This is a genomic window from Phytoactinopolyspora mesophila (assembly GCF_010122465.1).
GTDB lineage: Bacteria > Actinomycetota > Actinomycetes > Jiangellales > Jiangellaceae > Phytoactinopolyspora > Phytoactinopolyspora mesophila.
In genome coordinates this window covers 43430-66213 of sequence record NZ_WLZY01000001.1, presented here as the reverse complement: position 1 = coordinate 66213, position 22784 = coordinate 43430, and the positions used below count along the sequence as shown (strand labels likewise).

Genomic DNA, 22784 nt, shown 5'->3' with positions numbered 1-22784 from the left:
GAACAACCACAACGTACTCACGATCACCGAAGGGAGACCACCTCGGCCAGGCGATCGAGGAAAGCCCGCTGGCCTTTGACGATCTTCTCGTGCGCGGTGCGCAGGTCGAACCATGCGGCGCGGTCGATCTCGGGAAACTCCCTGATCTGCCCCGACCCCCGCGGCCATTCCATCTCGAACGTGCCCGGGGAGATGCCGTCCGGATCGACATCGGTCTCGGCAGCGAACACGGTCACGATCTTTCCACCGGCTTGCCGGACGTAGCCGAGCGAGAGAAATTCGGCTTCCGGCGCCGGCAGGCCGAGTTCCTCCTCGAATTCACGGCGGGCGGCCGCCAGGGGTTCTTCTTCGGGTGAGTGCTCACCTTTGATCACCGACCAGCCGCCGGCGTCGCGTTTGGCCCAGAACGGGCCGCCCATGTGACCGAGCAGCACCTCGAGTTCCGCATCAGTACGGCGAAACGGCAGGATACCGGCGCTCTTCTTGGCGCTCACCCGCCGAATCTCCAACCGGTCCGCTCGGCCCAAGACTCAGCTCTCTCCAGGGCCGCGTTCACCCACGGCGTCTTCTCCCGTGCGTAATCATCCATCAACGCGTACTCGGCCGCCGCCAGCCGGCGCTTCAACGCCGCGTATTCAGTGACCTCTGCCGGACTTGCCCGCAGCCAATCACGAAACAGCAGCGTATCCCGGCACACCGGCGATGGCGCTGGTCTCACGTGTACGTTGACCGCGCGGCCCGGATCAGCGTTGCACGCTACCGCTTTGTCAATCTCCGAGCCGTCGCGTGCTACATCGAACCACCGGTCAGGCATCCGGACGAAGCCCGCCTCCAGCAGGTCCGCAGCTGCCCGGCCTGCTGCGCCGAGATCGTCGACAATCACTTGGAGGTCGATGACGTCCTTGGCCGGCAACCCGGGCACCGCCGTCGAACCGATGTGGTCGATCCGTCGGGCGCCCTCCCCCAACGCCGTGGCGATTCGGGCAACCAGCCGGGCGGCCTCATCCGGCCAGCTCGGGTTGGCGTCCACAATCTCCGGCTGCTGGGCACGTGCTGCCGGGCGCCTATTCCGGCAGTTGGCCTCGAACGGGACCAGCCGGTGCTGCCAAAGCTCCTCGAGCTCAGCGACCACGGGCGCCCTCGAGCCGGTGTTGTCCAGCCAGACGTCCGCGGCCGCCCGACGTTCGTCATCGCTGGCCTGAGCCCGGATGCGAGACCGAGCCTCGTCGACCGTCATGCCGCGGGCGGCGAGCCGCTCGATCCGGGTGGCCTCGGTCGCATATACAACGATCACCAGCGGATAGGACGGCCCCAGCCCGTTCTCGATCAGCAACGGGATGTCCTCGACCACGACCGCATCCGCAGCTGCCTGCGCGACCAGTTCGCCGCGTCGCTGGTACACCAGCGGATGGATGATTGCGTTCAAGGCCGCGCGGCGCTCGTCGTCGCCGAAGACAAGTGTCCCGAGCGCACCACGATCGAGCGAGCCGTCGGCGGCCACGATGCCGCTGCCGAACTCACTGATGACCGCTTCGAGACCGGGAGTGCCAGGTGCTACGACCTCACGGGCGATCTGGTCCGCGTCGATGACAACTGCACCCAGCTTCGCCAAGCGACGGGCCACAGTCGACTTGCCGGCACCGATCCCGCCCGTCAGGCCCACACGCAACACGCGCCTCACTATAAGGCAGGAGTTGGTTGACATCGACCAACCGGTCGGCAAAGGTATATGTCTCAGATCGTGCCCTTAGGGGCGCTTGGGGGGCCGCTGGGTACTCGGGAGGCATTGGGGGGCTTTCGGGGGGCACTGTCCTGTTTCCGCACCAAGGGAAAGGGTGGGCACGTGTCCAAGGCGGAGCACAACCCTGCAGAAAACTCCATCAATAGCCGTAACGGGAAGGTCAGGTCCTTTCTCGCTCTCGGTACCGTCGTCGGCATCGGCGCGGTCGTCACTCTCGCACAGTTCACCGATTCCGGCGATGTAGCCGCCGAATTCTCGACCGGCTCGGTCAACATCCAGTTCGACGGTGACAACGACGGCGACCCGGAACCCTACGCATTCACGGCACTCTCTATCGAGAATGCCGGTCCTGGTGATCAGACGATCGCCGCTATCGAGATCAACAACAACGGCTCGCTCGACTTCGACTACACCATGGACACCACGATCGAACCACTCGATGGTGACCAGGCCGAGGCCGACGCTCTCGCGGCAGAACTGGAGCTCGCGATCGTGGGCGTGGCCACGGCTGGTGACTGCGATGCCGGCGCGTTCGACGCTCCCACCGATCCGGTCTACGGCCCCGCACCGCTGCCCGGCGGCGAGATCGGTGAACCCGGCCGCTTCCTCGAGACAGCCGACTCCGAGTTCCTCTGCTACAGCGTGACGTTCGGAGACGACGTGCCGCAGGGTACCGGCGCCATCGCGGTGTTCGGCTTCCTCGCGACGCAGTCCGGCTAACGGACGGTGCCGGCAGCAATACCCGCGTGGCGCCGTGCCGCCCGGGAAACATTGCTCACCGCGGCCGCGGTCATCGGCGTGATCTGCGTCGTGGCCGCGCTCGCCGCGGTGGTGTTCGACGTACGCCCGCTGATCTTCAGAACCGGCTCGATGGCACCGGAGATGCCGACCGGTGCCCTGGCGTTGGCGCGCACCGTCCCGGCCGACGAGATCGCCGTGGGCGACGTGGTCAGCGTGCGGCGCGCGGACGGGGTCCGGGTCACCCACCGGGTCGTCGGCCTCCAACCCGCCGGTTCGGCCGTCGAGCTCACCCTGCAAGGCGATGGGAACACCGAACCCGACGCGGTTCCCTATCCGGCGCGGGAGGCAGACCGCGTCTTCTGGTCGCAACCCGGGCTGGGCCGGGTCGTTCATCACCTGGAGTCCACACCGGTGGTGTTTGCCTGTGGGGCGATCGTCGGTGCGGTCTTTGCCACGGCCGTCCGCCACCGACGCCGGCTACCCACGAGCGGGCAACCACCCCGCGCCGCTGGCCCAGAGCCTCCGGATCCCGCGCCTGACGATCCGCGACACGAGCACGCGGACGCCCGTGACGATCAGCGGTCCGGGCCGCATCGATCGAGGGCTTCGGGGCCGGTGCCGACCGGTTACCGGGTACGAGTCCGCAGCAACGTCACCGGCAACATCATCAGGGAGCAGATACTGGGGCCGGCTGCGCGGTCCTATCAGATACCGGCCGACCTGCTCCAGATCGGCACCTACCGGGTGTCCGTACGTAGCTTGTACGGCTCGTGGGTCGCACCTGCACCCTCGACACCCCCGTTCGTCCTGGTCACCGTCCTCACCGCATTGGCGTCCAGCTGTGGCTGAGAACACCAATACCCCAGAGTGGCTCGAGGTGAGCTCTGTGCCCGCCGAGCCTGAGTTCACCAACTTCGCCCCTGGATCGACGGCGGAGTGGCTGGCGATCGTCACCAACACCGCCGATCAACCTGTCTCGCTCGCTGTTCAGGTGGTCGGGGATCCGAGCCCGCTGATCGGCCCGGGAGGCCTGCACGTCGCGGTCGAGGCCTGCACGGTCACCTGGGATCGGCCGGAAGACTCGCGCGGATCGTACTCGTGCGCAGGGGACACGAGTACGATCCGCGCCTTGACCGAGATCGGCGACGCAGGAGCGATCGGCCTGCGGGACCTGCCCGCGGGTGAGACTCGGGAATACCTCGCCAGGGCTGTCCTTCCGGAGGACAGCAGCAACCGCCTGCAGAACGAGCATGGCGAAGTTCGTCTACATTTCAGCAGTGTTCTCAGCGACGACCGACCCGACATTCCCGATACCGGAGCCGACCCTCTCGCCCTCATCCTGCTGGCGGCGCTGTTCGTGGTGGTTGCCGCCGTGTTCAAGACTCCGGTGTGGGCGTCGGCACCGGGACGTCGAGCATCTCGGCGGCGAGCTCGAGGATGACCACCACTTCAGCGGCTTCTGGCACCAAGCCGCGCCGCAACGAGATCACATAGGTGCGCACCCCCTCGGCGGCGATGAACGTAACGTCGTCGTCGCCAGTCAGCAGATAACCCTCGTTGCCGCCGATCGTCTGCGGGTCGATGTCACGCGACGTCGAGCCCAACGTGGCCTCGATCCGGCCCGCCGCCGTCTCAGCGTCGACGTACGAGCTCACCGCGATCTCCACGGCCGGTCCCTGTTCGTCCCCCGAAGGAGTCGGCGAGGCGGTGGAGTCGGCAGTGGGGACTCCGTACTGACACGTCAGCCGACCGGTGCGGCCCGAGCTCTCGAGGAACTCGTCGTTGTACACCCGGCGGGTCTCGCCGTCAATCGAGGTCTGCACGATCTGTACCACGCGGCCGGCCGTCAACAGCTCACTACATTCGAACGGCACGTCCAGCTCAGTGGGATCTGCCGTCGGATTCGCCGCCTCGGTCGCCTCCGCGCCGTCCGTCGGCTGTTCCGTTCCCCCCGGCACCTCAGGGACCTCAGGCTCTTCTTGGTCGGTGCAACTGGCCACCAGCAAGGCCAACGGAAATACGCCCACGGCAGCGCACCTACGCAGAACTCGATTCACGGCGATAACCGTACCCGCTGCCAGCGGCCGACTTTCATGATCGCATGTCACGATTCCCATACATCCTGCACAGCCTTCCGAGAACCGTCAGGAACGCCAAAGCGGTGGCGCGAGCTGAAGACACTCACGCCACCGCTTCGATGACTGCTTCGCGCGGGCGGGCTATGACGACGACGGCCCGCCTGGCGATTAGTTACCCGTCAGCTTCTCCCGCAGAGCCTGCAGGGCCTCGTCGGAGGCAAGCGTGCCGCCCTCGTCCGGCTTGGGCTCGGCCGGCGCGGACGAGTACTCGGAAGGTGCGTCGTCGACCTTTGCCTCGACATCCGCGGCCTGGGCGGTCTCGATCTGGCTCTTGTGAGCCTCCCAGCGTGCGTGTGCCTCGGCGTACTGCCGCTCCCACTCGGCCCGCTGCTCGTCGAACCCGGGCAGCCAGTCGTTGGTCTCCGGGTCGAAGCCCTCGGGGTACTTGTAGTTGCCTTGGTCGTCGTAGTCCGCGGCCATCCCGTAGAGCGTCGGGTCGAAGTGCTCCGACACGTGCTCGGCGGTATCGCCCTCGTTGGCCTGCTTCAGCGACAGCGAGATCCGGCGACGCTCGAGGTCGATGTCGATGACCTTGACCATCGCGTCGGCGCCGACCTCGACCACCTGCTCGGGAACCTCGACGTGGCGCTCGGCGAGCTCGGAGATGTGCACCAGGCCCTCGATGCCGTCGTCGACCCGCACGAAGGCGCCGAACGGAACCAGCTTGGTGACCTTGCCGGGCACGATCTGGCCGATCTGGTGGGTACGGGCGAACTGCTGCCACGGGTCTTCCAGCGTCGCCTTCAGCGACAACGAGACCCGCTCGCGGTCCATGTCCACGTCGAGGACCTCGACGGTGACCTCCTGGCCCACCTCGACAACCTCCGACGGGTGGTCGATGTGCTTCCAGGACAGCTCCGAGACGTGCACCAGGCCATCCACGCCGCCGAGATCGACGAACGCACCGAAGTTGACGATGGAAGACACGACGCCCGAGCGGATCTGGCCCTTCTGGAGCGTCTGCAGGAAGGTCGAGCGGACCTCGGACTGAGTCTGCTCGAGCCACGCCCGGCGGGACAGGACCACATTGTTGCGGTTCTTGTCAAGCTCGATGATCTTGGCTTCGATCTCCTTGCCCACGTAGGGCTGAAGATCACGAACACGGCGCATCTCCACCAGCGAAGCGGGCAAGAAGCCACGCAGGCCGATGTCGAGAATGAGCCCACCCTTGACGACCTCGATCACGGAACCGGACACAACACCGTCCGCCTCCTTGATCGCCTCGATCTTGCCCCAGGCGCGCTCGTACTGCGCGCGCTTCTTGGACAGGATCAGGCGGCCTTCCTTGTCCTCCTTCTGCAGGACCAAGGCCTCGACCTCGTCACCAACAGCCACAACCTCATGAGGATCGACGTCGTGCTTGATGGAGAGCTCACGCGAGGGGATGACACCCTCGGTCTTATAGCCGATGTCGAGCAGGACCTCGTCCCGGTCGACTTTGACGACGGTGCCAGAGACGATGTCGCCGTCATTGAAGTACTTGATTGTTTCGTCGATCGCGGCGAGGAAGGCCTCCGCGGACCCGATGTCGTTCACGGCGACCTGCGGGGACGCAGGTGTGGTAACGGTGGGTGTTTCAGCCTCGATGCTGCTCGTCATGTGGAAGCGGGCTCCGGACAGGGTTGGTTGCGCTACTTTACGCTCCGGGCCCTTTGGATCGCCGTGCCGAGGGACGGAGAACCTTCATAGATACCGGCCGACCGACATGTACGAGCGCGAGCCTGCTCTGTCTGAGGTTGCGCAGGCCCACAGCGCAAGGGAAAGGTTACCTGCCCACTGGGTTCACGGTCAATCGAGCAGGCCGAGTCTCGGCGAAAAATGCCTGAGGTTCCCTGGGCATCTTATGCCACTCTGAGAACGACCTCGCCCGATCCTGAGTTCCCGCGTGGCCGCGGTAATGCGGCAACAAGGACAAGACCCGATGTCCTTACACGTCACCGGAGTCGCGCCGAAGAACGTTCGGTGTGTTCTCGCGCAGAAGCGAGAGCTCAGGTACGGCCGGGCAGACCGGTCCGCGGCGGTGTCAGCCGATCAGTCGCGTCTGGCCAATCCGGGCTTCTCCACCGCGCTGGCCGAGCCTGACCCGTCGCCTTGCCCGTCGGACTCCTCGTCGTCATCGTCCTCGCCGTCCCCCGAAGCCGCGGTCGGCTCCGGGCACTCCTCCGGCGACTCAGGTGACGCGGTAGGCTCGGTCGGCTCAGGAGATTTGGCCGGCTCGGGGGACGTGTCCGAGTCCTTGTCGGCGTCGACCTCCCCTTCCTCATCGCAGTCGGGCGACTCGGTGGGCGTCGGCGTAGGTGATTCCGTCGGCTCCGGGGTCTCCGTCGGCTCCGGGGTCTCGGTCGGCTCCGGCTCGTCGGTGGGTTCGGGCGATTCCGGAGGAGACGTGGGGGTCGGTGTCGGCGTGGGGGTAGGGGTGGCGGTCGGCTCGGGAGTCTTCGTCTTGGTGGGCGAGCTCGTCGGCTCAGGTGTCTTCGTCTTCGTCGGCGACTGGGTCGGCTCCGGCGACGTGGAGGGCGGCTTGGTCGGCTCGGGCGAGTTGGTCGGCTCGGGCGAATTGGTCGGCTCGGGCGAGTTCGTCGGGCGCGGCGACCTGCTCGTATCCGTGCCATTATCGGGCCTGGCGCCATCGGCGGGTGGCGCTGCGTCGTAGACCGTCTCGCCCGGCCGGTCCGGGCGGTCCGCGCGGTCCGGTCCGGGACCGGATGCGTCGACGACTGACAACTGCCCGTTGTCGTAGGCCTCGATCCAGGCACGAACCTTCAGCACGTACACCGAGGAATTGTTGTATCGCCGCAGCGCGGCGTTCAAGCCGCTGTCGGTTGACAGGTCAGATCCGCCGAAGCACAGATAACGGGCGGCCGACAGTGTGGAGTCGAAGAGGTTGTGCGGATCGGCCTCCCCGCTACCTGTGGCGTCGACGCCGAACACCCGCCATGTGCCGGGGATGAACTGCATGGGGCCTACCGCACGATCCCAAACGGTGTCTGCGTCCCAGCGACCATTGTCGGTATCTCTGATGGCCCGGATGCCGGGGCCGCCGTCAAGGGCTGGTCCGTAGATTCGCGGTTGGGTGTCACCATTCGGCGCGGCCTGGCCGCCGCGAGCATGGTCGGACTCGATCTTGCCGACACCAGCGAGAATCTGCCAGCGGATGTTGCAGCTGGGCTGCCGCTCGTTCCACGTCTCGGCCGCCTGCTGGTAGGCCTGGAGTACCAGGCCCGGGATCCCGGCGCCGCCGGCGCCGGTTACTCCAGCACCCGTGAAGTCACCGGTGGGGAACATGCTGGATTGATCAGACACGGCGAACTCGTCGTCCGGATCGGTTTCGTCGATCCTCGCCTGCGCGCTGCCCCCAACGACGCGCGCATCACTCACGCTACCGCCGGGGTTATCGGCAACGACCCGCTCAGAACTACTACTCGACGCCGCCACTGACGGATCGTTCAGCTCAAGGGCCGGATCGGTCAGCGCCGCTGCTCCCCCAAGACAGAAAACGCTTGCGACTGTGGCTATGCCAACTGTCGCCCGTACCGTACGTTGCACCCAGACCTCCGCTCGCCGCGCGGACTACGGCCCCTCGACCATGAGCTTGTCACGATCGGATCAACTTCGCTACCCCTTGTGAGTAATGTTCTGAGATTCGTCCGATGTGAGTGGCGGGCAACCCGGAGAGGCGCTGCCGGAGCATCACATCCGGACGCACGGATGTGCGGCCGGCGACACTAGTGAGCTGCGTCCTGCCACGTGGCACCAGACCCGACAGAAACCTCGAGCGGCACCCGCAGCTGATGCGCGGCGCCCATCTCACGTCTGACCAGCTCTTCAACCGCGTCGCGTTCACCGGGTGCCACCTCGAGAACGAGCTCGTCGTGCACCTGCAGGAGCATTCGCGAGGACATACCCTCCTTGTTCAGCGCACGCTCGACTCCGAGCATCGCGACCTTGATGATGTCCGCGGCGGATCCTTGAATCGGCGCGTTGAGCGCCATCCGTTCGGCCATCTCACGCCGCTGGCGATTGTCGCTGGTGAGATCCGGGAGGTAGCGCCGCCGGCCGAGGATGGTCTCGGTCCAGCCCTCGGCCGAGGCACGCTTCACGATTTCACGAAGATAGTCGCGGACGCCCCCGAAGCGTTCGAAATACTCGTCCATCAACGTTTGGGCTTCGGAGACCTCGATGGTCAGCTGCTTCGACAGTCCGTACGCGGACAGGCCATATGCGAGCCCATAGTTCATCGCCTTGATCTTGGCCCGCATCTCGCCGGTGACTTCTTCAGCCGGAACCCCGAAAACACGGGACGCGGTGACCGAGTGAAAATCCATCCCGGAACTGAAGGCGTCGATCAAGCCTTCGTCGTCCGACAGGTGAGCCATGATGCGCATCTCGATCTGGCTGTAGTCAGCCGTCAGCAAGCTCTCGTGCCCCTCGCCCACCACGAAGGCCTCCCGGATACGCCGCCCTTCGGCGGTACGGATCGGGATGTTCTGCAGGTTGGGGTCGGTGGACGATAGCCGACCGGTGGCGGCGATGGTCTGGTGGAACGTGGTGTGGATCCGGCCGTCGTCCGCGACGGACTTCAGCAACCCTTCGACCGTCACGCGTAGCTTCGCCGCGTCACGATGCCGCAGCAATGCCTCGAGGAACGGGTGTTCGGTCTTGGCATAAAGCTCGGCCAGCGCCTCCGCGTCGGTTGTGTAGCCGGTCTTGGTGCGCTTCGTCTTGGGCATGTTGAGTTCTTCGAACAGCACGACCTGAAGTTGCTTCGGCGAACCCAGATTGACTTCGTGCCCGATCGCGTCATAAGCGTCCGCGGCCGCCTGTGCCACAGCCGAGGAGAACGAGGATTCCAGCCCCTCGAGGTAGTCGACATCAACGGCGATCCCCCGGCGCTCCATACTGGCCAGCACACCGACCAACGGCAGCTCGACGTCGTCGAGGAGCTTACGCCCGCCGCGCTTGGCCAGCTCGGCGTCGAGCGTGTCACCGAGATCGAGGACGGCGCGGGCCCGGACGGCCTCGTCCTGCCCGAGCTGCAGCTCGTCCCCACCATCGAGGGAAAGCTGCACCTGCGCCGGTGTGTTGTCGCTGCGCAATTCCCGCCCGACGAAGCGCAGCACCAGGTCCGCGAGGTCGTAAGAACGCTGGCCCGGCAGCGCGATGAACGCGGACAACGCGGTATCGGCGGCCAAGCCGGACACTTGCCAGCCACGCGCGGCAAGAGCATGCAGTGGGCCCTTCGCTTCGTGCATGACCTTGGGACGCTCCGGATCGGCCAGCCACGCGGCCAAGGCGGCGTCGTCATCCGGCGTCAGCTTGGCGGTCTCGAACCATGCCACCGCTGAGTCGGCCGCCGCCAGCGCTACCTCCGTGACGTAACCGCTGGCCCGGGCCCAGATGCCGCGGACCGACACGCCGGTACGACCGGTGGACGCGTGCTCGGTGAGCCACCCTCGCACCTCTCCCGGCTCGAGCCGGACGGCCTCGATCTCGTATCCGCCTTCCGCCTCTGGCTCCGCTGCCTCCAGGGTCTGGTACAGACGGTCCCGCAGCACCCGGAACTGCAGCGCGTCGAAGACGCTGTGGACTTCCTCGCGGTCCCATGACTGGCGTACAAGGCTGTCTGTGCGCACCTCCAGAGGGACGTCTCGAACAAGCTCGGTGACCTGTCGGTTGGTCATCACCTGTCCCAGGTGTGCCCGCAGCGCATCGCCGGCCTTGCCCTTGACTTCGTCGGCGCGCTCGACCAGCTGCTCCAGCGAGCCGAACTGCACCACCCATTTGGCGGCCGTCTTCTCTCCGACGCTCGGAATGTTCGGCAGATTGTCCGACGGGTCGCCACGCAGCGCAGCGAAATCGGGGTACTGAACCGGGCTGAGGCCGTAGCGCTCCTGCACGGCATCCGGCGTCATCCGCGAGAGGTCGGACACACCGCGCTTCGGGTACAAGACGGTGACGTGTTCGTTCACGAGCTGGAAGGTGTCTCGGTCGCCGGTGCAGATGAGGACATCCAGCCCATCCGCTTGCGCGTGGTGAGCCAGCGTGGCGATGACGTCGTCGGCCTCGAATCCTTCTTTCTCGATGGCCGGTATACGCAACGCGGCGAGGATCTCCTTGATCAGGGCGACCTGCCCTTTGAACTCGTCCGGCGAACTGGTCCGGTTGGCCTTGTACTCCGGGTACATCTCGTTGCGAAACGTCTGCCGGGAGACGTCGAAGGCGACGGCCACGTGCGTCGGCGCCTCATCTCGCAGCACGTTGATCAGCATCGAGGTGAAGCCATACACGGCGTTGGTGTGCTGTCCGGTGGTGGTGGAGAAATTCTCCACTGGCAGCGCGAAGAACGCCCGGTAGGCCAGCGAATGACCATCGAGCAACAACAGGCGAGGAGTCTCAGCAACATCGACCACGGCGCCACCTTAGTCCCCGCCGCCGACAATGTCCCCAGCCGCATGAGGCAGGATCGTCTGCCATGAATCAGATCGAGCCTGGCAAGACAAGCACGAAGGTGAATCCGGAGGACATACCGGCTTCGGCACTCGATCAGCGGATGGGCATCACCTTCGTGGAACTGTCACCGGATCGTGTCGTGGGCCGGATGCCGGTCGAGGGCAATACCCAGCCGTTCGGACTGCTGCACGGCGGTGCTTCGTGTGTGCTCGCCGAGACCCTGGGGTCGACGGCGGCGGCGCTACACAGCCGGCCCGGCCGAGTTCCACTCGGCGTCGAGATCAACGCCACGCATCACCGTGCGGCTCGCGAAGGACACGTCACCGGGGTCGCCACACCGATACACCGCGGCAAGACCTTCGCGACGTTCGACGTCGTCATCACCGACGACGACAACCGCAGGGTGTGCACCGCACGTATCACGTGTTTCCTCCGCGAGATGCCTCCAGAGCCCTCCTGAACGCATGCTGACCAGGGTTGAAGGCGGCAGACAGTCCCGCATCGCGGATCACCCTGACATATCGGTCTGGAAACATCTGAGCGGTACGAATCGCGGCGATACGTCAACGCCGGGTCCAACGGTTATGCTCCTCCAACTGCGGGCCGTCCCGCGTGGTATCGAAAACGAGGCCACGCGGAGGATACTTGAACCGTGACGAGCGATCCTCGTCGACAGAAGGGAGCTGGCATCCCATGGCACCATCGGTTGCCACAGACCTGTTCGCCGACGTTCCGCACACCCCGGGTGCGCCCAAACGGGACGCCATCCTCGTGGCGGACAACGTCGTTCGACGGTTCGGCGGGCTCACCGCCGTCGATATCGAACACGTCGAAATCCAACGCGGCGCGATCACCGCATTGATCGGGCCCAACGGGGCGGGGAAGACGACGTTCTTCAACCTCCTGACCGGTTTCGACCGCGCCAACTCCGGCACCTGGACGTTCGAAGGACAGCAGTTGTCCGGCCATCCCCCCTACCAGGTCGCGCGCGCCGGAATGGTCCGCACCTTCCAGCTCACCAAGGCGCTCACCCGCATTCCGGTCATCGAGAACATGCGCCTCGGCGCCACCAACCAGCGCGGCGAGCACCTCTGGCGGTCGTGGCTGCCGTTCCTGTGGAACCAGCAGGAGCGATCCATCACCGACCGCGCTGAGCAGCTACTGGCCCGTTTCAAGCTCGATCACATGCGCGACGAGTACGCCGGCGAACTCTCGGGCGGGCAGCGCAAGCTCCTCGAGATGGCCCGCGCGCTGATGGCGGAACCCACCATGGTGATGCTCGACGAGCCGATGGCCGGCGTCAACCCGGCGCTGACGCAATCTTTGCTCGGCCATGTCAAAGACTTGCGCACCTTGGGCATGACCGTGCTGTTCGTCGAACACGACATGGATATGGTGCGCGACATCTCCGACTGGGTCATCGTGATGGCCGAAGGCCGCATCGTGGCCGAAGGTCCGCCGGAGGCCGTCATGGCCGATCAAGCCGTGATCGATGCCTACCTGGGTTCGCACCACGACGCCCCGTTGACCGAAGCCGAAGAAGAGCGCCAGCTCGCCGAGATCGGCGCCGAACTCTTCGCCGAACCGGCGTCGAACGACACCACCGGTGCCGAGGAAACAACACCTGCCAGCGGGGAGCCACGATGAACGCCGCCGATGCCGTCAGCTCCGACCGCAGCGTGCACCTCGCGGGCGCCGAGAACGCATTGATCCGCACAGACAAGCTCGTCGCCGGATACTTCACCGGCGTCAACATCCTCCACGAAACCGACATGTACCTGAACGACGGCGAGCTGGTCGGCATCATCGGGCCGAACGGCGCCGGGAAATCCACCCTGCTCAAGGCGATGTTCGGGCTGGTGAAGGTCACCTCGGGCACCGTGCAGTTCCGTGGCGAGGACATCACCGGGCTCAAAGCGAACGAGCTGGTCTCGCGCGGGGTCGGGTTCGTCCCGCAGAACAACAACGTCTTCCCGTCGCTCACCATCGCCGAGAACCTCGAGATGGGCCTCTATCAGCAGCCCAGCCGGTTCGACGAGCGTTTCGAGTTCGTAGCCTCGCTGTTCCCTGCACTCGCGAACCGGCGCAATCAGCGCGCCGGCTCGCTCTCCGGCGGTGAGCGGCAGATGGTGGCGATGGCGCGGGCGCTGATGGCCGAGCCCGCTGTACTGCTCCTCGACGAGCCGTCGGCCGGCCTGTCGCCTGTGCTGCAAGATGAAGTGTTCATCCGGACTCGGCGAATCAACCGGGCAGGCGTGTCGGTGATCATGGTCGAGCAGAACGCCCGGCGGTGCCTGCAGATCTGCGACAGAGGTTACGTGCTGGACCAAGGACGTAACGCTTACACCGGCCCAGGCCCTGACTTACTTCACGATCCCAAGGTGATCGAGCTGTACCTCGGCACACTGGCGCGTGCCTGACCTGCCCGGAAGTACCCCGGAAGGTCACCTCTCGATCACATCTAGGCGTCACGAGCGCGACATCGCTGGCGCACGCAAGTTCGCAGATGTAGCGTCCCGAACACGGACCTATGTACGGAGGAGACATGAAACGATCCCGAATGCTGAGAGGGGCAGCGGTCGCGGCAGTGCTCGCGCTCACGCTGTCAGCATGTGGCAATGATGACGATGCCGAGGTTGATCCCGAGGACATCGTCGAGGAAGAGCCCGACGAACCAGAGGAAGACGAGCCTGAAGAAGACCCGGAGGAAGACCCCGAGGCAGAAGACGTCGAGATCGACCGTCCAGGTCGAGATGACGTTCTGGACTTCGGCTACGTCATGCCCGAGACCGGCCCGCTCGCTTTCCTCGGGCCGCCCCAGATCAACGGCGTTCAGATGGCCATCGAGGAGATCAACGAGGCAGGTGGCGTCAACGGCAACGACGTCACGCTCGACACCGGCGATGAGGCCGGCGACGCCGCTATCGCCCAGCAGAGCGCTGCTCGGCTGATCAACGGCGGTGCTGACGCGATCATTGGCGCGGCGGCATCCGGCATGTCTCAAGAGATCATCCAGATGCTGTACGACAACCAGATCGTGCAGTGCTCGGCCTCCAACACATCGCCGGCGTTCACCGACCAGGACGAGAACAACGGCTTCTACCGGCGCACGGTGCCGCCGGACGAGGCCGTGACCCCGGTCATCACCGACACGCTCTTCGGTGACGGACACCAGAACATCTCGATCGTGGCCCGCGCTGACGACTACGGCGTCGCACTCGCCGACCTGATCCAAGACGGCGTGGAGGCCGCCGGTGGCTCGATCGTGTCGCGTAACGACTACGACCCTGACACTGCTGACTTCTCCGCCGAGGTCTCCGACGTGACCGGCGCCAACCCGGACGCGGTGGCCGTGGTCGCATTCGGTGAAGGGGCCATCTTCATCCGGCAGGCGATCGAGGCCGGTATCTCCGCCGACCAGATCTACGGCAGTGACGGGCTGTTCGGGCCGACACTGTCGGACGACGTGAACCCGGATGACCCAGGGTTCATCTCGGGCATGAAGGTGATCGGTGCGGCCGGTGGCGCCGAGTTCAACGAGCGCCTCGAGGAAGCCCTGCCGGACGCCGAGTCTGGCAACTACATCTACGGTGGCCAGGCTTATGACTGCGTGATCATCGTCGCCCTCGGCGCGATCGCTGCCGACTCGGTGGACCCGGTCGATTTCAACGACGCCATTGCTGACGTGACCAAGGACGGAGAACCGTGCTCGTCCTTCGCTGAATGCCGTGATCTGCTTGAGGCCGGCGAGGACATCGACTACCAGGGCGCCAGTGGCCCGCTTGAGATCGAAGGTACAGACCCGGCGTTCGGCCGTTACGCCATCGCCGAGTTCCAGGACGACGGCTCGCTCGAGGTCGTCGGCGACCAGGACATCGACCTGGGCGAACTGGAATGATCATGAGTCGCTGACTCAACAGAAACAAGGCTTGTGGGCCGGTCCCCCGTCATCCGGGGTGCCGGCCCAAAGTCGTTTCAGCTACACTCCGCCGCTCTGGCTCTTCCCACGTTCCGCTAGTCGCTGCGGGTGTGGAGGTCGGCCACGAAGGTAGCCTCACGCCGCCGTCAATGATCGTTGGCGGTTCCGTACTGCTGTGAGGTGAGGGTTGGCGGCCCCACCCCGACGGATCGGCCGAGAATGTCGTTCAGGGGTACCAGGCCAGCCCCACAGGATACCGACGATGAGTCCCTACCCTTGGTGATCGTCAGTGCGCTGTGGTCGCCGCATGAGGCGATTTGCCCCGATTTTGCTCCGTCATCAACGACCACAACCCACTGACGATCACCGGCATGGTGGGGCGGGTGACCGCTGAGACCGGTCAACGGGCGCCGAGAATCATCTCTTTCTTGCTCCCGAGAATGCCTTGCGGCCGGAAGATCATCAGCAACACCAAGGCCAAGCCGACCAGCGCCATGACCGTCGCACCGATCGCACCTCCGGTGGCCATGAAGCCCGGCAACAGATCGGCGCCGGCGGCCTGCCGGAACCCGGTACTGATCGAGCCAAAGAGGAACCAGAACAACACCGCGCCGAGCAAAGGACCGAATCGTGAGGCAGCGCCACCGAGAATCAAGATCGTGTATGCGAAGAACGTCACCTGCGGCTGATACGTGTCCGCGTTGACCGTCTGGCTCCCGAGGGAGAACATAATGCCTCCCATCGCACCGATGACACCACCGATCATCAGGCTCTGGAGCTTGTAGCTGAACACGTTCTTACCCAGCGAACGAGCCACTTCCTCGTCCTCGCGAATGGACTTGATCACGCGGCCCCACGGACTCCGAATCAGCATGATCACGAGTACCGTCGCGAGGATCGCGACGGTCCATGTGACGATCAGCGTCCACAGCTGTCCGTGCGGGTACGAAACCCGGCCGATTCCGTAACTGCCCACGGGTATGGGATTGAGTTGCTGAAACTCCGGCGCGATTGTTTGCAGGCCGAATGGCCCACCAGTAACATCCCGCGCCGGACTGGATCTGACGATCAGCCTGAGGACCTCAGCCCCGGCGATGGTAGTGATGGCGAAATAGTCTGCCCGCAGCCGGAGCGTGGGAATCCCGACGATCAACGCCAGCACGAGTGCGCCACCGAGACCCACCAGGATTCCGAGCCACAGCGGCCCACCGTAGGTGACCGTGGTGATGCCGACTCCATACGCGCCCACGAGCATGAAGCCCACCTGGCCAAAGTTGAGCAAGCCAGTGAAACCGAAGTGCACGTTGAGGCCGATTGCCAGCAACGCGTACGCGGCCGCCTGCGGGCCCAACGCGGTACGCATACCGTCGGTCAGTATTACTAGCCAATCCACGTCGCGCCTCCCACTAGCCGACCCGCTCACGCCGGCCGAGGATGCCTTGCGGCCGCACCAACAAGACCACGATCAACGCCAGCAACGCCCACATGAACTTCAGCTCAGACGGGAACCACAGCACCGACAACTCGGTGACCATGCCGATAACGAGGCCACCCACCATGGCGCCGTAGGCTGTACCGATACCTCCGAGGATGACCGCCGCGAACATCAGCAGCAGCAGCCTGAACCCCATGAAATAGTCCATCGACACGGCAGACCCGAAGAAGATGCCGCCGGTGGCCGCTAAACCCGCGCCCATGACCCACACCGTCAAGATCACCCGGTCGACGTCGATTCCGGAGGCCGAGGCCAGGGCCGGGTTGTCCGACACCGCCCTGATTGCTTTACCCATGCGAGTGCGCTGGAGCACCGTCGCAACGCCAGCCAGGATCAACAGAGACAGACCCATGATGGTCATGTCCCGCGGCGTCAGCGACACCGGCCCCATCTGGATCGCCTGTTGACCGACGTAATCACGATATGTCCGCGGCGAGCCACCGAAGGCCAGGAGCAGGATGTGGCGGATGATCAGTCCCAGCCCGATCGTGATGATGACCAGCTGGAATATCCCCAGCCGCCGTCTTCGAAGCGGCCGGAACAGGCCGCGCTCAAGCCCAGCGCCGAGCAAGGCGACCAAGGTAATGGACATGATCGCGGCGACAATGAGCTGGAAGCCCGGGCCACCCTGGTTGGCCAGACCCACGTTGAAGAACCACGCCAGCAACGCGCCGACGGCGACGAGCTCGCCGTGGGCAAAGTTGATGAGTCCGGTGGTACTGAAGATCAGCGAAAGCCCGACCGCCGCCATCGCGATGATCAAGCCGAACTTCACGCCATTGGCCGTCGCACGCCCCACGGCCTCGATCTGCGCTCGCCCCAGACCAGCTTCACCTAGCTGGAAGATGGCAGGTGCCGACCTCCCCGAAGTAACCCGGACCTCCAGTGGATTCCGTTCCGGGTCACGCAGGTCGACGCCTTCGGGCAAGCTGGTTTCGTCGAGGAGCACAGAGTAGGTGCCAGGCCCTGGTAGCGGAACCTGCCACCGCCCGTCCGCGTCGGTCGTGGCCACACCGATTTCATTGTCATCGGTGTCGCTGACGATGAACACCACATCTGGTACGGGCTCGTTCTCGTCGTCTCTAAGCGTGCCGCCGACGCTCTCGTCGGCTTCTTCCTGAGCGCTGACGACCTCTCCGGCTTGTGCCGGAACGCTGGCCGATGCCGCATTGAGCTGACCGGACACGGCCGCTGCGGCCGGGACCCCGATGAGAATGGCGAGCAACGACGTGACTCCGGCTGTCACGATGATGCGGCGAATCCGCAACAAGCGCGTCTCCTCCCGACATGCCCGCATGGTGGTGCGCACAGTGGACAGACAGCCCCATCCGCACGTTTGAGGCAATCTATGCTGTCTTGGCGTCTCGCGCAGCAGCAGACCGACCTTAACGGCAGGTTGTTAAGTCACTGTGACCTGGGTGCCCACCAAACGGTGATTTACCAGCCTGCCAGGCCGTTACGGCAAAGGGCAGCACCGGCCGGACCGCCGCACCTGGTTCCGGAAGTGGCTCAGGAACCAGGCTCCAGCGTTGTCCATTGACCACCGCGGACGACCATGAATACCGGGATTGAACCCGCCCGGTCGCCGTACTCGTCGAAAGCCACCTCCGCCGTTGCACCGGCTACGGCGACCTCCGCCAGCTCGCCGATGCACCCGCGCCGTGCCGCGGTCGCCGAACTGGCCGGCGGCAGGCACGCGGTCAGGACAGTGCCGACGGCCATCCCGGCGTCGTACGCACCCGCCACGTTCGGATCGGTGACGTCGAGTCCGGCCCCGGACAGATCGGACTCGGCCTGTTCCGCGACGGCGTTCGCCTCCGTGCCGAGTTCGCCGTGGGTAGCCGTCCATGCTCCCTCGGCCGCGGAGCCCGCCTCGGCCAGGAAGTCGTCGCTCAACATCACTGAGCCGCCCAGCAGCTCGATATCCCCTCCGGTTCGGGCGAGTTCGTCGGCGACCGCCGCGGCGAGGTCCGCGCTCCCGGCAACGAAGACAGCCTCGGCATTCTCCGCGCGGGCCGAGGCGACCATCGCGGCGGCATCCGGCGTCCGCGAAGACTCGCCGTCGCCGGCCTCGCCGTCGTCACCGTTTTCATCGCCGTCGTCACCGTTCTCATCGCCGGCCTCGTTCTCGTCGCCGTCGTCGCTGTTCTCATCCGCCTCGCCGGCGTTCTCGTCGCCGTCGCCCGCGCCAGAGTCGGTGTTTGTGTCCTCGCCGCCCTCGTCGTCGGCTTCATCCTCGAGATCTGGGCTTTCCTCGTCGTCGTGCCCCGCGATCCGGACCAGGTCGCCACCAGCGTCGTCAACGGCCTCGGCGAAGACGGCAGCCTCATCGGACTCTCCGGCGTCGATCACCGCTACGCGGCTCGCTTCGAGGCTGCCCACCGCATACCGGGCAAGCGCCTGCATGGGGTCTTCGCCGATGGCCGACGTCCGGTAATAGTTGGAATACGGCCGCAGCGGGTTACCTGGATCGGCACCGCGCGTGTGTTCTGGAACGGTATCCGCCGGCGAGACGAACAGCACCGAGCCGGAACTCAGGACGGGCTGCACGGCCCGGACAACGTCCGTGGACAGCCCGCCGATCACCGCGATGACGTCGTCGCCGACCATTTCCCGGGCCAGCTCCGCCGGGCCGTCGTCGTGACCGGCGTCGTCGACGAAATCCACATCGATCGTCCAGCCGCCGATGTCGCCGGCGGACTTGTCGATCGCGAGTTCAACTGCCGCCAGGACACTCTTGCCGCTGGCCGTCCCATCCGGCGCGAGTACCACCACGGTCGCCTCCCGCGGACCGGCCTCGTCATCGGCGACAACTCTCTCGAACAGGCTGCACGACGTGAGCGCGGCGGCCGCGCTGAGCGCCAGGCCCGCACCCAGCGTGCGGCGGCTCAGGCCGAGCCGGCCTTGCCACCCGCACGTCATTGGTCCGAACCGGTCTCCTGCACTGTTTCAGCCTCGGCAGCTTCACTCAAGATCACTTCGGCGACATTGCGCATGGAGGTGCGCTTGTCCATCGCCGCCTTCTGGATCCAGCGAAAGGCGTCGGGCTCGCTCAGACCGTACTGGCTCTGCAACACACCCTTGGCGCGGTCGACGAGTTTGCGGGTCTCCAGCCGCTCGCCGAGATCGGCCGCTTCTTTCTCGAGCTGGATGATCTCCTCGTGCCGGGACAGCGCCATCTCAATGGCGGGCACCAGATCAGCCTTGGTGAACGGCTTCACGATGTAGGCCATGGCGCCGGCCTCACGTGCCCGTTCGACGAGGTCACGCTGCGAAAAAGCGGTGAGGAAGAGCACGGGGGCGATCCGCTGCCGGGCGATGCGCTCCGCAGCCGAAACGCCGTCGAGCACCGGCATCTTCACGTCCATCATGACCAGGTCGGGTCGGTGTTCCTCGGCCAACCGCACCGCGGTCTCTCCGTCGGCGGCCTCGGCAACGACGTCATAACCCTCTTCCCTGAGCATCTCGATGAGATCGAGACGGATCAGGGACTCGTCCTCCGCCACGAGTACGCGTCGGGCCGGAGCGGACTGGGGCTCGGTAGCTGGCGTATCGGTCACCCCGGCAGCCTACCGGCACCGGCCGGTCCGATAGCACGCGACACCGTACAACCCCCTAGTTCTTCGGCCCGATGAACGAATCGAGGATGGCCACGCTGGCACGCCGCGCGACCGAAATCACCCGCGGTCGGCTACGTCGCCACTCGACGCCGAGCGCATCACAAGCCTGGGTGAAGATCTCCCTGATGTCGGCCGACGCGTTCGTGAACTCGTACCGAGGATAGGGCGCGTAATCCGTCCCCACCGCACGGTTGAGCACCCGGCATCCGTCCGAGTGGATGAGACCACGCAGCAATGGACGCGGATCCTCGTCGACCAGCACTTGCTGCCACGGAGCCAACTCGATCTTGCGGGTGTGCTTCATGCCAGGTCCGTGCTGCGGAAACAGGCACGGCCAGTGCTTCGAATAGGAGTAGACCTCCACGTAGCCGACATTCTGCACACGGCCGACCTTCGTCGGAAGCACCGCGGACATCGCATTCTCACACTCCTGCATCAATCCCGGGTGGCTGTCGGCACAGGCGATACGCAGCCGGTACACCCCTCTCCTGCCGCCGCTCAGGCAGCCGTCACCTAGGTACAGTCCAAGGAGATAGACGTAAGCCGGGCGCGGCAGGCTTTCCACTCGGTCCGCACATACCGGGCAGCCGTACCGGCTAGCTCCCGAGAATCCCGAACGCCCACCTTCGAAGTCCGGCACGTTCCCGAACAGCCACTCGCGGATTGTCCACCGCGAGATGCCAGTAGCACGAGCGATCTCGGACTTGTTCATGCCATCGGCCCACAGTCTCATCACGAGGGCGACTTCGTCCGGGCTTCGCATCCACGCTATCCTTTCCGTGGTCCGAGTCGCGATGGTCGGCTCAGCCACGATGCCCGAGTGATGGAACGGCAGACATGATGGATTCAAAATCCATTGCCCTTTTGGGCGTGTGGGTTCGACTCCCACCTCGGGCACCTCAGCAGTCTCCCAACCTAGCGGCTGACACCGACAGAGTCCGGTCGGCGCAGGCTCAGCGGTTCAGCGGCGTCGTTCGAACCCTCGCTCGTGGACGGTCGTGCGCTCGCGCGTCTCCACTGCCCCGTCTCGCTCGACTTCCTCCTCGAGCTCATGGCTGACCACGATGGATGAGGTTTCCGGTAGAGGGGAGCCGAGAGTGCCACTGCTGGTGATGGACCCCGCTGTGGAGCCGCCGACGACCTCGGCCGACATCGCGCCGTCACGTTCCACGGTGGTGGGAACGACGTCCTCGGCCCACTCGACCGATACCTCGTAGGATTCGTCGTCCAACGCTGTCAGGGTGTACGTCGTCTGGATACACGCCGGCAGGACGTCGCCATCGGTGGGATACGCGGTGGTCCACCGGCCGCCTATGCCCACGGCTTCGTCAGGGAACAGCACCGGCATGTCTGTCAGCATCCACTCGAGATCGCCGAGTACCACGGGCACCTCGTGTCCTGCGCCGCTCTCCAGCTGTGCGCGATCGGCGATCTCGACATCGGCGAACCCACCGGACCTGCTCGTGGTCAGGGTGCCCGTGAGGCCGGCCACACTCTCCACGGCTTCGGTCATCGCCACGTGGGTTGCGGTGGTGGCGCGGGCGTCGTCGTACTCGAACGACATGACGATCTCGTCGTCGTTGACCTCGTCGACGGTCACCACCATCCCGAGGTGGATGTCCGGAGTGTCCACGAAACTTGAATCCTCGCCATCGATGAGCAACTCCGTCTCGACAGCGGTCCACATCTCAAGCTCTATCCGGTCGCCGGCGGCGGGTGAGAGCTCGAGGATGCGTTGCGGATCATCGCCAGCGTCGTGCAGCGTGGCTTCCAGGGGCCAGCCGCAGTCCCCGGCGGCTGCGCCCGCATCGCCGGACGGTTCACCGTTCAGGTCGTCGCCGCTGCAAGCCGCCAGTGTGAGCAGCAAGAGGGCACATGGCACACTGGCGAACGTCCGGGGCATCACGTTTCCTGTTCGTCTCGGGGAATGCCTAGATCAACCTGAGCGACGATAACAAGCGTCGTCATCAGGTGAGGCACGAGGTCCGGCGTGTGGAACGCGTCAGCGTCGTCATCGGCTGAACCACCGCCACGGGAACCTACGACGACGCGCGCGCACCGGTTCCGGACCGGCCACGGTGGGCAAACCGGCGGCTTCCCACGCCTTGGTACCGCCGCGCAGGGAGAATGCTGTCCGGCCGAGCCGGGCCAGCGTTTGAGCGCCTCTGAGTGAACGGTTGCCCAGGGAACACACCGTCACGATCTGGCCGTGCGGAAGCTCTCCGATGCGCGCCGGCAACTCTCGCAGTGGGATGTTCACCGCCCCGGCCACGTGGCCGCTCGCGTACTCCTCCGGCAGACGTACGTCGACAACGACGTCACCGGAGCGCACCATCGCATATGCGGTAGCCACGTCGATCTCCTCCGCCGTGGTCACGCTCGGCCACCTCCCGCGATCTCATCTGGTGCCATTGTGCCGCCATGTACCGCGTCCCGAGCGGACTTCCCCTGCCGAACGGGCTGCGGGGGGTGTGTTCGGAAGATCGCAACGAAAGACAACGAATCGATTACGCTGGAATATCGAAATGATCACGTCGGTGATTGACTTCGAGTCGCGCCGATGGCACCGTCGGTGCTTGGCAAGCCACCGCGATCATCCAGCGAGGCCGTCCGAACTGGGCTATGCAGCAGGTCAAAGGTCATTTTCAGGCAGCCCCGGCTGCCGAGAAGGGAGCGCGAT

At 65.4% G+C, this 22784-nt stretch carries 20 protein-coding genes and 1 tRNA gene; 8 read left to right on the top strand and 13 right to left on the bottom strand.

Annotation, left to right across the window (positions count from 1 at the left end; genetic code table 11):
- Positions 1-23: 23 nt before the first annotated feature.
- Complete coding sequence (locus tag F7O44_RS00270; RefSeq protein ID WP_162448212.1) at positions 24-494, bottom strand: NUDIX domain-containing protein; 471 nt, start codon at positions 492-494, stop codon at positions 24-26.
- Complete coding sequence (gene coaE / locus F7O44_RS00265; protein WP_162448211.1) at positions 491-1672, bottom strand: dephospho-CoA kinase; 1182 nt, start codon at positions 1670-1672, stop codon at positions 491-493. The genes F7O44_RS00270 and coaE overlap by 4 nt, the downstream gene beginning before the upstream one ends.
- A 171-nt stretch (positions 1673-1843) precedes the next feature.
- Here coaE and F7O44_RS00260 point away from each other — a divergent pair, with 171 nt between their 5' ends.
- Genes F7O44_RS00260 through F7O44_RS00250 form a run of 3 tightly spaced genes read left to right on the top strand, consistent with a single transcriptional unit; the run spans position 1844 to position 3923 of the window.
- Entirely contained in the window at positions 1844-2461 is a 618-nt protein-coding gene (locus F7O44_RS00260) for a hypothetical protein (protein ID WP_162448210.1), read from the top strand.
- 6 nt (positions 2462-2467) lie between these two features.
- Positions 2468-3331 carry a S26 family signal peptidase gene (locus F7O44_RS00255; protein ID WP_162448209.1) on the top strand — a complete coding sequence of 288 codons (864 nt, stop codon included), beginning with the start codon at positions 2468-2470 and terminating at the stop codon, positions 3329-3331.
- A complete protein-coding gene (locus F7O44_RS00250; RefSeq protein WP_162448208.1) occupies positions 3324-3923 on the top strand; it encodes a hypothetical protein in 600 nt (199 codons plus the stop codon). The genes F7O44_RS00255 and F7O44_RS00250 overlap by 8 nt, the downstream gene beginning before the upstream one ends.
- On the opposite strand, the gene F7O44_RS00245 is transcribed toward F7O44_RS00250, so the two are convergent.
- From F7O44_RS00245 to polA, 4 genes are all read right to left on the bottom strand, one after another.
- Positions 3859-4509 carry a hypothetical protein gene (locus tag F7O44_RS00245; RefSeq protein ID WP_162448207.1) on the bottom strand — a complete coding sequence of 217 codons (651 nt, stop codon included), beginning with the start codon at positions 4507-4509 and terminating at the stop codon, positions 3859-3861. The two genes, F7O44_RS00250 and F7O44_RS00245, sit on opposite strands and share 65 nt — an antisense overlap.
- Positions 4510-4728: 219 nt before the next feature.
- On the bottom strand, positions 4729-6219 hold the full coding sequence (gene rpsA / locus F7O44_RS00240; protein ID WP_162448206.1) for a 30S ribosomal protein S1: 1491 nt from the start codon (positions 6217-6219) through the stop codon (positions 4729-4731).
- A gap of 432 nt (positions 6220-6651) precedes the next feature.
- A complete protein-coding gene (locus F7O44_RS00235) occupies positions 6652-7998 on the bottom strand; it encodes a lytic murein transglycosylase (protein WP_162448205.1) in 1347 nt (448 codons plus the stop codon).
- A 347-nt stretch (positions 7999-8345) separates the two neighbouring features.
- Entirely contained in the window at positions 8346-11030 is a 2685-nt protein-coding gene (gene polA / locus F7O44_RS00230; protein ID WP_222850910.1) for a DNA polymerase I, read from the bottom strand.
- 62 nt (positions 11031-11092) lie between these two features.
- Here polA and F7O44_RS00225 point away from each other — a divergent pair, with 62 nt between their 5' ends.
- The 4 genes from F7O44_RS00225 (at position 11093) to F7O44_RS00210 (ending at position 14968) form a co-directional block, all read left to right on the top strand.
- A complete protein-coding gene (locus tag F7O44_RS00225) occupies positions 11093-11530 on the top strand; it encodes a PaaI family thioesterase (protein ID WP_162448204.1) in 438 nt (145 codons plus the stop codon).
- Between the two features lie 233 nt (positions 11531-11763).
- Entirely contained in the window at positions 11764-12717 is a 954-nt protein-coding gene (locus F7O44_RS00220; RefSeq protein ID WP_162448203.1) for an ABC transporter ATP-binding protein, read from the top strand.
- Complete coding sequence (locus tag F7O44_RS00215; protein ID WP_162448202.1) at positions 12714-13490, top strand: ABC transporter ATP-binding protein; 777 nt, start codon at positions 12714-12716, stop codon at positions 13488-13490. Before F7O44_RS00220 ends, F7O44_RS00215 begins: the two co-directional genes overlap by 4 nt.
- A 125-nt stretch (positions 13491-13615) precedes the next feature.
- Complete coding sequence (locus F7O44_RS00210) at positions 13616-14968, top strand: ABC transporter substrate-binding protein (RefSeq protein WP_162448201.1); 1353 nt, start codon at positions 13616-13618, stop codon at positions 14966-14968.
- Between the two features lie 421 nt (positions 14969-15389).
- On the opposite strand, the gene F7O44_RS00205 is transcribed toward F7O44_RS00210, so the two are convergent.
- The 5 genes from F7O44_RS00205 to F7O44_RS00185 all read right to left on the bottom strand — a co-directional run bounded on the left by F7O44_RS00205 (position 15390) and on the right by F7O44_RS00185 (position 20867).
- Positions 15390-16382, bottom strand: coding sequence for an ABC transporter permease subunit (locus F7O44_RS00205; RefSeq protein WP_162448200.1), 993 nt, complete (start codon positions 16380-16382; stop codon positions 15390-15392).
- 13 nt (positions 16383-16395) lie between these two features.
- Complete coding sequence (locus F7O44_RS00200; protein ID WP_222850909.1) at positions 16396-17754, bottom strand: branched-chain amino acid ABC transporter permease; 1359 nt, start codon at positions 17752-17754, stop codon at positions 16396-16398.
- A gap of 239 nt (positions 17755-17993) precedes the next feature.
- On the bottom strand, positions 17994-19406 hold the full coding sequence (locus F7O44_RS00195; RefSeq protein WP_162448199.1) for an ABC transporter substrate-binding protein: 1413 nt from the start codon (positions 19404-19406) through the stop codon (positions 17994-17996).
- Positions 19403-20044 carry a response regulator gene (locus F7O44_RS31440; protein WP_162448198.1) on the bottom strand — a complete coding sequence of 214 codons (642 nt, stop codon included), beginning with the start codon at positions 20042-20044 and terminating at the stop codon, positions 19403-19405. Before F7O44_RS31440 ends, F7O44_RS00195 begins: the two co-directional genes overlap by 4 nt.
- A gap of 55 nt (positions 20045-20099) precedes the next feature.
- The gene (locus F7O44_RS00185) at positions 20100-20867 is read right to left on the bottom strand and encodes a transcriptional regulator (RefSeq protein ID WP_162448197.1); all 768 of its coding nucleotides are present in this window, start codon (positions 20865-20867) and stop codon (positions 20100-20102) included.
- A gap of 51 nt (positions 20868-20918) precedes the next feature.
- Between F7O44_RS00185 and F7O44_RS00180 the strand changes: the two genes are divergently transcribed.
- Positions 20919-21001, top strand: a tRNA-Leu gene (locus F7O44_RS00180).
- Positions 21002-21065: 64 nt separating this feature from the next.
- On the opposite strand, the gene F7O44_RS00175 is transcribed toward F7O44_RS00180, so the two are convergent.
- On the bottom strand, positions 21066-22007 hold the full coding sequence (locus tag F7O44_RS00175) for a DUF6263 family protein (RefSeq protein ID WP_162448196.1): 942 nt from the start codon (positions 22005-22007) through the stop codon (positions 21066-21068).
- A gap of 108 nt (positions 22008-22115) precedes the next feature.
- On the bottom strand, positions 22116-22481 hold the full coding sequence (locus tag F7O44_RS00170; RefSeq protein ID WP_222850908.1) for a rhodanese-like domain-containing protein: 366 nt from the start codon (positions 22479-22481) through the stop codon (positions 22116-22118).
- Positions 22482-22784: the final 303 nt, after the last annotated feature.